This is a genomic window from Pirellulales bacterium, assembly GCA_035546535.1.
Taxonomy (GTDB): Bacteria; Planctomycetota; Planctomycetia; order Pirellulales; family JACPPG01; genus JACPPG01.
The window spans coordinates 1-9,635 of record DASZWQ010000036.1 but is presented as its reverse complement, the minus strand read 5'-3'; the positions used below and the strand labels follow the sequence as shown (position 1 = coordinate 9,635).

The 9,635-nt window shown below is 63.0% G+C and carries 10 protein-coding genes; 3 read left to right on the top strand and 7 right to left on the bottom strand.

Going from position 1 to position 9,635, the window contains the following annotated elements; all coding sequences use genetic code 11:
• The first annotated feature begins 126 nt into the window (after positions 1 to 126).
• The gene (locus tag VHD36_04525; GenBank protein HVU86560.1) at positions 127 to 498 is read left to right on the top strand and encodes a hypothetical protein; all 372 of its coding nucleotides are present in this window, start codon (positions 127 to 129) and stop codon (positions 496 to 498) included.
• A gap of 174 nt (positions 499 to 672) precedes the next feature.
• On the opposite strand, the gene VHD36_04520 is transcribed toward VHD36_04525, so the two are convergent.
• The 7 genes from VHD36_04520 to VHD36_04490 form a co-directional block, all read right to left on the bottom strand.
• Positions 673 to 1,644, bottom strand: coding sequence for an amidohydrolase family protein (locus VHD36_04520; protein ID HVU86559.1), 972 nt, complete (start codon positions 1,642 to 1,644; stop codon positions 673 to 675).
• Positions 1,641 to 2,462, bottom strand: coding sequence for an SDR family NAD(P)-dependent oxidoreductase (locus VHD36_04515; protein ID HVU86558.1), 822 nt, complete (start codon positions 2,460 to 2,462; stop codon positions 1,641 to 1,643). Before VHD36_04515 ends, VHD36_04520 begins: the two co-directional genes overlap by 4 nt.
• Before the next feature lie 92 nt (positions 2,463 to 2,554).
• Positions 2,555 to 3,085 (bottom strand): hypothetical protein, encoded by a 531-nt coding sequence (locus VHD36_04510; protein ID HVU86557.1) that lies wholly within the window; start codon positions 3,083 to 3,085, stop codon positions 2,555 to 2,557.
• A gap of 76 nt (positions 3,086 to 3,161) precedes the next feature.
• Positions 3,162 to 4,595 (bottom strand): DUF1501 domain-containing protein, encoded by a 1,434-nt coding sequence (locus VHD36_04505; GenBank protein HVU86556.1) that lies wholly within the window; start codon positions 4,593 to 4,595, stop codon positions 3,162 to 3,164.
• A gap of 86 nt (positions 4,596 to 4,681) precedes the next feature.
• Complete coding sequence (locus VHD36_04500; protein HVU86555.1) at positions 4,682 to 5,341, bottom strand: PEP-CTERM sorting domain-containing protein; 660 nt, start codon at positions 5,339 to 5,341, stop codon at positions 4,682 to 4,684.
• Between the two features lie 455 nt (positions 5,342 to 5,796).
• Entirely contained in the window at positions 5,797 to 6,156 is a 360-nt protein-coding gene (locus VHD36_04495; GenBank protein HVU86554.1) for a hypothetical protein, read from the bottom strand.
• Between the two features lie 395 nt (positions 6,157 to 6,551).
• Positions 6,552 to 7,655, bottom strand: coding sequence for a glucose 1-dehydrogenase (locus tag VHD36_04490; GenBank protein ID HVU86553.1), 1,104 nt, complete (start codon positions 7,653 to 7,655; stop codon positions 6,552 to 6,554).
• Between the two features lie 134 nt (positions 7,656 to 7,789).
• Here VHD36_04490 and VHD36_04485 point away from each other — a divergent pair, with 134 nt between their 5' ends.
• Positions 7,790 to 8,632 (top strand): phosphatidylinositol-specific phospholipase C/glycerophosphodiester phosphodiesterase family protein, encoded by an 843-nt coding sequence (locus VHD36_04485; protein HVU86552.1) that lies wholly within the window; start codon positions 7,790 to 7,792, stop codon positions 8,630 to 8,632.
• Positions 8,633 to 8,711: 79 nt separating this feature from the next.
• A partial coding sequence (locus VHD36_04480) for a CCA tRNA nucleotidyltransferase (GenBank protein ID HVU86551.1) occupies positions 8,712 to 9,635 on the top strand: 924 nt, incomplete at its 3' end.

Below are 9,635 nucleotides of genomic sequence, written 5' to 3'. Positions count from 1 at the left end.
GACTACAGCGATCTGCCCAGCCTGTTGATCGGCGCCGGACACAAGCTGACGCTTTTCAAGGAAGAAGAGGTCAACCTGGAAACGGCCTTCATGGAATTGACCAAGGGCATCACGTCATAGAGCACCATGAAATTCGCGCAGCGTGTATTTCTTATCGCCGCCGCGTTTGGTCTGCTAATTCTGCCGCCGATGTATTTCCTCGAAGATTTCCTCGGCCGGCAGGTGCCGCCGCCGATCACACATCCGGAAATCTACTACGGCTTCGTGAGCGTGACGCTGGCGTGGCAGATCGGCTACTTGCTGATCGGGATCGATCCGCTCCGCTATCGCCCGTTCATGCTTTTGGGGGCATTTGCCAAGGGATCCTTCGTGCTGTCGACGGCGCTCTTGGTGGCGCTCGAGCGCGCACCGCTCGGCCCGTCGCTCGTGGTCTTGCCCGACGCGATATTCGCCGTGCTGTTCGTCACGGCTTATCGGTTGACGGGAACGAATGCATGAGCCGCCCGTAGGGTGCTCTGTGAGCACCGTATATGCCGAAGGGCGGGCGTGGTACACGGCGCCCGCGTTAAGACATGCTTATTCACCTGCGGCGAAAAAGCATGCCACAGCGCGTCGTAGGGTGCTCTGTGAGCACCGGATTGACCCGCGCGTTGCGGTGCGCGAGAGCGCACCCTACGAAAAGAACACGCGTTCGGCGGTTTTGTGCAACAGCCACGCGCGATCGTCGGCGCCGAGAAAGTCGAGCCGCGAGCGCACCAGCTCGATCGAATCGGGATAGGTGTGCTCACCCTGCACCTGGTAGGGGCAATCGGTGGCCCACATCAGCCGTTGGGCGCCGAACGCCTCGTATAACTTGCGGATCATGGGCGCCAGGTCCGTATAGGGCGACTTCTTCTTGCCCAATGCATAAAAGGCCGAAATCTTGACGTAGGTGTTCTTGTGTCGTGCCAGCCGGCAGAGTTGCGTCAGGTCGGCTTCGTGGATCTCGCCCGTCATTCCGATCCGCGCGCAATGGTCGATGACCACCGGTGTATCGGCGTGATCTTCGCACATCCGGTCGATCGCCGGCAGGGCATCGGGATTCACCAGGCAGCACATCGCCAGTCGCTCGGCCGCGCCGCATTCCCACATCGCCTTCAGTCCCGGCGATTCGAGCCAGCGGTCGACGGGCATGTTGCGTGGATAGATCCGAAAGCCGCGCACGCCCAAAGGCTTCAGCCGGCGCATTTCGTCCTGCGGCCGCGCAACGGAATCGTCGATCACGGCAATGCCCGAGAACACGCTCGGAAACGCCCGGATCGAATCGAGCATGTACGAATTGTCGAAGCCGTAAAAGCTCATTTGCACCAGCACCACGCGTCCCACGCCGCACGGTCGCATGTGCGCGAACAACTGCTCGGGCGTAAAGCTGGCGGGCACCATCTCGTCGCGCATGTAGCCGGCCGAGAGCGGATATTTCGCCGTATCGGGCGTCCACACGTGAACATGGGCGTCGATGGCCGTGCCTTTAGCTGGCTCGCCCAGTTCAGCCGCCGGGTGCTCTGCCATTGTCGTATCTCCAAATCGGGCGATCATGGCGAACGAAGCGCCGCCGGCGGCCGCCCGTTCGAAAAACTCGCGTCGTGTGTGCCGTTCAGCTTTCATCGCGTGAGCAGTCCCGCGTCGAGGACGAATTCCGAACCAGTGACATAGCGCGCCGCGTCCGAAACCAGGAACAGCACCGCCTGCGCCACGTCCTCCGGCTCGATCCACGGCACCGGCAGCAGGTTGCCTGCCGACCGCTCGGCGATTTCGCGCGGGCTCATTCCTTCGAGCGCGGCCAGCCCGTCGTTCATCGGCGTGTTGACGCCTGTCGGATGCAACGAGACGACGCGGATGTTATGGGGCGCCAGTTCCAGGGCCCACGATTTGGTAAGCCCCGTCAGTCCCCACTTCGAGGCCGCATAATGGCTAAGCCGCGCCATGCCGCGCAAGCCCGCCACCGATGAGTTGTTGATGATCACGCCCGAGCGCCGGGCGATCATGTGCGGGATCACGCGGCGGGCGACGAGCCAGGCCCCTTTGAGATTGATGTCGATCATCGCGTCCCAGGCCGCTTCGGTCAGTTCGTGCGCGAGGCCATAGCCGCAGATGCCGGCATTGTTGAAGAGAATGTCAATGCGGCTGAAACGCTGCGCCGTCGCGGCCACGGCCGTGCTCACGGCGTTGTCATCGCGGACATCGGCGGCGAAGACCAGGCATTCGACTCCCGCGCGCTGACACTCGTCGACCAACGAGTCAAGCTCGCCGGTCGTGCCCATCGTGTAGCCGGGATATGCAAGCGGCCGCCCCACGTCGAGCGCGGCAATATGCGCGCCGGCCCTGGCAAGCGCGAGCGCCGTAGCGCGTCCCTGCCCATGCGCTGCGCCGGTGATAAAGGCGACTCGATCGACTAACGGTCGGGCATTCGCGGCGTCAGGCATCGGGCGACTCGTTGATGAGGATGATAAGGCGCGGGACGATTGCCTTCCCGCGCTCATTGACACGGGCAGCATGCACTGCTGCCTGGCGCGCGTCAACGCCCCGGCCGACGATAGGGCTCTAGATAGTCGTCCAAATCGACGCGCAGCGCGTTGTTGAACACATTCGTGGCAATCATCATCGCGCCGAATGCTGTCAGAGCCACGATCTGCGGCTGCGAAAACTGCCGGGCCAGGCGCTCGTACAATGCGTCGGAAACCTGGTTCGCATCGCGCACAAGCTGGCGCCCAAAATCGACGACGAGCTGCTCGCGCTCGTCCATCGTTAGCCGGTCCGGGTCTTCGCCGGCATCGATCAAGTGGCGGCGGAAGAACGTCGAGCAAATCAGGCAATCGGTCGCCGACGAGATGGCGTGTACGAACAACATCGTGGCGCGCGGCTCGAGAAACTTGTGTACTTCCTCGCGCAACGGGTACCACTCCATCAAGGCGTCGAGCGCCGGCAGCGAATGCGCCAAGGTCGCCTTCATGTTCGTCATCCGGCCGTGCGCGGCCACGATCTTGTCGAAGGCGGCCTGCGTCGCCGGCTCGGCTCTCTTGTAGTCAACGGGCGGAACACGCGCCATGGTGATCCTTGTCTTTCGAGATGGACTTCGAGGGTTTGGGCTCGACGGCACGGCAACATGCACCGCGGCGCCGGTTCTAAAACAATTCCATGACCGGCTGGCCCGTGGCCACGGGCTGCGGGCGCCCCTGCCGATCGTAAATGTGCTCGCGCGAGTCGATGCCGAGCGCGTAAAGCACCGTCGCCGCAAGATCAGGCGGCGTGACACCACGATCCTTCACATGCGCGGCCAGCTCATCCGATTCGCCGTAAACCTGGCCGCCGCGCACGCCGCAGCCGGCCAGCAACACGGAATAGGCATGCGGCCAATGGTCGCGACCGCTGGCGTTCGTGGCATTGTTCATTACGATCCGGCCGATGCGCGGCGTGCGGCCGAACTCCCCCATCACGACCACCAGCGTCGAATCCAAAAGACCGCGCTCGCTCAGATCGACCAATAGCGCCGAAAAAGCACGATCGAACGGCGGAATCAACACGTTCTTGAGCGTCGAGAAATTGTCCTTGTGCGTGTCCCAGAAAGGGCTCTTTACATCGCGCCCATCGTCGTGCCAATTGACCGTGACCAGGGTGGCGCCGGCCTCGACCAGTCGCCGCGCGAGCAATAGACCTTGGCCGAATGGCTCGTCCCCGTAGGAGGCACGCAAAGGCGCCGGCTCATCCTCCAATCGGAAAGCGCGACGTGCTCGCGGCGAGGTGACGATCGACATTGCCTGTCGATAGAGTCCGGCAAGTTGATCGCACGGCTCGCGATCCGCCCATCGCGCCAATTCGCCGTTGAACTCGTTGAGCAATTCGCGCCGCGACGTCAGCCGGTCGAGGGTCATGCCGTCCGGCAGCTCGACGCCGGAAATCGCAAAGTTCCGCCCTCCTTGTTCTCCTTTCACCAGCCACGGGTCGTAAGCCTTGCCCAGAAAGCCCGCTACCTCGCCCGCGTATTCGTTCGGCAAATCCAGAAACCGGTTCCAACGCGGCAATGTCACGGCGGGAGGAAAATCGGCGCGCGGTCCCTGCAGCTTCGCGACCAGAGCCCCCAGCGAGGGATGATCCTCGGGCGCCGGCGCGGCGTCCAGGTCGGGCCGCGCGTGCTCGCGACCAGTGAACATGTAGTACAGCCCGTAACCGTGCCGCGGATGCAGGTGGTGCATCGAGCGCACGATCGTGAGCTTGTCGGCCTGCCGTGCCAAGAGCGGAAAGTGCTCGCAGATCTGTATGCCCGGCACATTCGTGTCGATCGGCCGGAACTCGCCGCGAAAGTCCGCGGGCGCAGCCGGCTTCATATCGAACGTATCGATCTGGCTCGGGCCGCCGAAAAGATAGATCAGAATGCACGCCTCGGCCTTGCCCGACGTGTGCCGCGCTGGCGCCGAGACAAGTGCCGGCCGTGCGTTGACGCGCGCCCGCAGCAGGTCGGGCAGCGCGACGCCCAGCGCGCCTAATCCGCCGATTTGCAGAAGATCACGGCGGGTAACACCGTCGCAGACGGCTCGCGGTCGACCGTTGATGAAGAGCATGCCGGTAGCGTATCCGCGTGCCGGGCGTGCGACAAGTTTTTGTGATCGCGGCACACGTGCGCGCCGTGACAACCGCGGCGGTTCCGTTACGCCCGTCGTCTGCGATATGCGACTGCGCCTACGATCGCCAGCGCGGCGAGCACGAGCGTCGAGGGCTCGGGCGCCGGCTGCACAAAAACCATCGGGCCCAGCCAGGCCCCTGGCGCCAGAAGCTCGACGTTCGCTCCCGAGTAATCGCCACGCAAAGGCGTTGGCATCGGCGCGATCCGGGAGTCGGTCGGTACACTCGCGCCGGCAAACTTCACAGGGTCGGGATTCGCCGTGAAGTCCCACCCCGAGATCGCATAGACGCCTGGGGTGAGTGTGAGCGGCGCGTTCAGCTCGACACGGTACGATCCGATCAAGCTCGCACCGGTTCCGGCCGGGATTGTGGTACTGAGGAGATTCGACGCGGCAACGGGGGACGGAGCCGGCACATCGCCCGACAGCCCCACCGCGTGGTCGTGCGATAGTCCGTCCGCACCGTCGTCGTACCAGCCCAGGCCTACGACCTGCACGGTTTGCAGCACCTGAAAGCTCCAGGCATACGTGCCATCGATGTTGATGTCGGTGAAGCCGAAATACTGCCCGGGTCCCGGCGAATTGGCCAGTTGCGTTGCCGGATCGATCGGCAGTATCGGTGTCGGGGCGGCCACGGCGACCGAAGCCGTCAAGCCCACGCACGTGAGCGCGGCCACGAGGAGCATGCTAGGGCGACGAATGACAGGCGATGCACTGCAACCGGTGTCTCGATCATGATGGAATTGCCCCATGGCAGGTTCTCTCCGCTGTTCGGTAATGCGATTGCTAGGAAGTACGATTGCTAGGAAGTACGATTGCACGAGCAAGGGTTCGGCCCGGCGGTGGCAGATGGGGCGCAAGGCCTGTACGGCGCGCCAGGCGGAAGGACCGCGTGAGAAGTCGCTACGATTTGGTCGTCGTTAGCGGGCCCGAATTAGATAGCGCGCGGTCGAAACAAAAGGAGCTCGCCTAGATTAGAAACCTCCGCAATGTTTTGCAATCTTTTTTGTGATATTCGTTCGTTTTTTCACGATGAATTGGGCTATGCTGCCGTGGGGGGCACGTCGCCACCAGCGCAAAAAAATCGGCACCCGACGTCCGGGTGCCGATCGTTTCGCTTTTGGAATGCGCGGCTTCGCTGCTAGCGATAGCGCCAGCGGCCGAGGGGCCCACGGTACCATCCGCCATAGTAGGCCGGATAGTAATACGACGTATACGGCGCCGCATAGCCTCCGTAATACGACGTATACGGAGCATAGTACGACGTATACGGCGTGTAGTACGAAGTGTACGGAGCGGCGGCGTAATACGAGGTGTACGGAGTGTAGTAACTCGTCACCGGAGCGCCGTAGTACGCGGTCGTTACCGGCGCGTAGTACGAGGTCACAGGTTCCGCGTAATACGACGTGACTACGGGATTGCTGTAGTACGTCACGTACTGCGCCTGGGCGACGGTGGCCGTGGCCAACACCAATGCTGCTGACAGAACTAGCGATTTCATGTCGACTCCCCCGTGTTGTGATTGCCGTGGTTGCTAACTCACCGGGCAATACGAAATATATCCTGGAAAATTCTTCCGCGCCGACCGTTTATCATGGCCGGGTAATCCTTGACCCGTCAATGACCTGCGTTGCAATTCGCGCGCCAGCGGATCGCGGCAGGGATCGTCGCGTTCGTTCGACCGAAAAGTCGGGCTCAAAGCTGGCATGATCGCGCCAAAACCGATCTGGCGCCCGCACAATCTACCCAAACTATCGGGTCACCCATTCGGGGCACCGAGCGTGGAGACGCGAAACTTGAGACGGGCGTTCCAAATCGAGACAACCGTCGCGACACTTCATCCGGCGCCAAACGTTTCAGCGTGCAGGTCGCGTTATGCGGATCGTAGCGCCTGGTTTAGCCGGCCGCTACGTCGACGAAGACCTTCAGCGCCGACTTCTCCTCGACCAGCAGGCGCATGGCTTCGCGATAGTTCTCCAATCCTTCGACAGGATTGGTGAGAATCCGCTCGATGACGCCGGGGTACGTGACCTCGCCCACGGCCAGATCGCGAATCCCCATTTCAAAGTGTTCGCGATTGCCGTTGACGCTACCCAACAGCAGCTTGTTGCCGAGCACCCAGTCGAGGTTCAATCGATCGGCCGGCACCTGAATATGTTCCAGGCCGCCCGTGATGCTCGTCCACACGAGCACGCCGTTGATGCCCAGCACGCGCATGGCGCCAAAGGCCACGGCGCTCGATCCCGTGGCATCGACAATGATATCCGCCTTGCCGACGCGCTTGGCGAGATCTTCCATCGAGGTTTCGCTGGTGCTGACATAGGTAGCGTCGAGATCTTTTACGATCTGCGCGTTGACCGTGGGCGGCTTGGTGCGTGCCAGCGTGTACACATCCAGACCACGCAGCCGCAGGATGAGCGTCGTCAGCAAGCCGATCTGGCCCGCGCCCAAAACGTACGCGACGCGCGGCTGCCAGACCTTCAAGCGGCGCTGCGCCTCGAAGGCTTGCTGCACCGCCTTCGCCGACACGCTCATCGGTTCGGCCAGCACGTGTAAATGCTTCAGCCCCACCGGCACCTTGACGATGAACTCGGCGTCGTCGACGTAATGTTCGGTGAGAAAGCCGTGCAACAGGTTGATACCGCGCTCGTAGTAGACCTCCTCGCTGGTCATGTCGCTGTTGCCGATTTTGTCGTAGATCGAGCCGCCGGGCCGGCGCACCGTGGCTGCCACGTAATCGCCGGGCCGCACGTGCTTCACGTTCGCGCCGACCTCTTCGACAATGCCGAAACTCTCGTGCCCCAGCACCAGAAAGTCGTAGCCCGGGGGGGCGGCGCCATACTTGGCTTCGTTGATCTCCTTGTCCGTGGCGTCGATCCCCACCTTCAGCACGCGGACCAGCACGCCGCGCCCACCGGGAATGTCGTCGACGCGCGGCTTCGGCAAATCCGCCAGGTGTACGCTATTGGCCTTGCCGGGAAAAACGGCGATCGCTTTCATGGATGCACGTACCTTCGAAGAGGAGCCACGCCGCCGCTGCCCACGAGGCTGGCATTTGTCGCGCGGTCTGGGACAATCGGGAAGGACACCAATCTAAACGTCACACCCTCGGGCAACAAGGCGCAGGCACACCTATGAATCGAGGCAATTTGCGATCGAATCTCCCCCTCCTTGTGCGAGCCGCGGCGGCGCAACTCGCTTGCACGCTGCTCATGCCGGCCGTCGTGCATGCTGCCGATGCCGCGCCCTTGCCCAACGCCCACGCCCACAATGATTACGCTCACAAGCGCCCCTTGGCCGACGCACTGGATCATGGCTTTTGCAACGTGGAAGCCGATATCTTCCTGGTCGACGGCGCCCTGTTGGTGGCGCACAATCGCCGCGACGTGAAACCGGAAAAGACGCTCGAGGCGCTATACCTCGATCCGCTCTTGGCGCGCGTGCGGGCGAATGGAGGTCGCGTCTATCGCGACGGTCCCCCCTTCATGCTGCTCGTGGATATCAAGGCCGACGGCCGGCATGCCTATGAAGTGCTCGCGGAACGTCTGGCCAACTATGCCGAAATGCTCACCGTCGTCCGTGCTGGCGAAGCACACCCCGGCGCGATCACGGTCGTGATTTCGGGCGATCGCGCCACAGACCGGATCGCGGCCGACAAGGTTCGCTATGCGGGCATCGACGGCCGCATGAGCGATCTCGATTCCGACACCCCCGCGAACCTGATGCCGCTGGTGAGTGACGCTTGGGGTAGCCACTTCAAGTGGCGCGGCCAGGGCGAGATGCCGGCCGAGGAAAAGCAGAAGCTGCAGACATTCGTCGAGAAGGCACACGCCCACGGCCGCAAGATCCGCTTCTGGGCGATTCCCTCGAATCGCGCTGTATGGACTGAACTCTCCGACGCGGGGGTCGATTTGATCAACACCGACGACTTGCCGGGCTTGGAGAAATTCCTACGCGAGCGCGCCGCGGCGAAATAGCGATCCCCGAAGTCCCGGTACTCTCCTTGCGAATCTTGCGAACATCATCAGCCGGCCGTGGCTCGGCCGGAGCATAACGTTGACGCAAACCACCGCCGCCGCACAACGTGAACTGGCCCTCCGCGTCCTGCGCCGGCTGCGCGAGGCGGGCTACCAGGCCCTATGGGCCGGCGGCTGCGTGCGCGATCAATTGCTCGGCCGCACACCCAAGGATTACGACGTGGCAACCAATGCCACGCCCGAGCAAATTCGTGCTCTCTTCGGTCGCCGCCACACGCTGGCCATCGGCGCGGCCTTTGGCGTCGTAGCCGTGCTCGGCCCCAAGCACGTCGGCATGGTCGAAGTCACTACGTTTCGCCGCGACGCCCAGTACAGTGACGGACGCCATCCCGACGCCGTAATCTTCACCACGGCCGAAGAAGACGCGCAGCGCCGCGACTTCACGATCAATGGCCTCTTCTACGATCCCGTCGAAGATCGTGTCATAGATTATGTGGGCGGGCAGGCGGATCTCGAGCGGCGCGTGGTGCGGGCCATCGGCGATCCCAGGGCACGGTTCACCGAGGACAAACTGCGCATGGTGCGCGCCGTGCGGTTTGCCGCCGGATTTGATTTTGCTGTTGATCCGCCCACCCGCGCCGCAATCGACGAAATGGCCGACACGATTTCGGTCGTCAGCCCCGAACGCGTCGCCCAGGAAATGCGCAAGATGCTCGTCGATCCCTCGCGGGCCGGTGCCGTCGAGCTGCTGCGCAATACGCGCCTGTTATCCGTCCTGTTGCCGGAAGTCGACGCGTGGGCTGAATCGTCGGCACGCACAACAGGCGGAGTAGCGTGGGATCGTCTGAAATCGGTGCTCGCCGCGTTGGCCGAGCCCAGCTTCCCGGCGGCGCTGGCGGCTCTGTTGCACGTGCTGGAGCCCGAGAAAAACGCTCCCGGGTCGGCACCCGCAGCTTCGTCAGCCGTACAGACGGCGAACGAGGTCGGCGAGCGCTGGCGACTG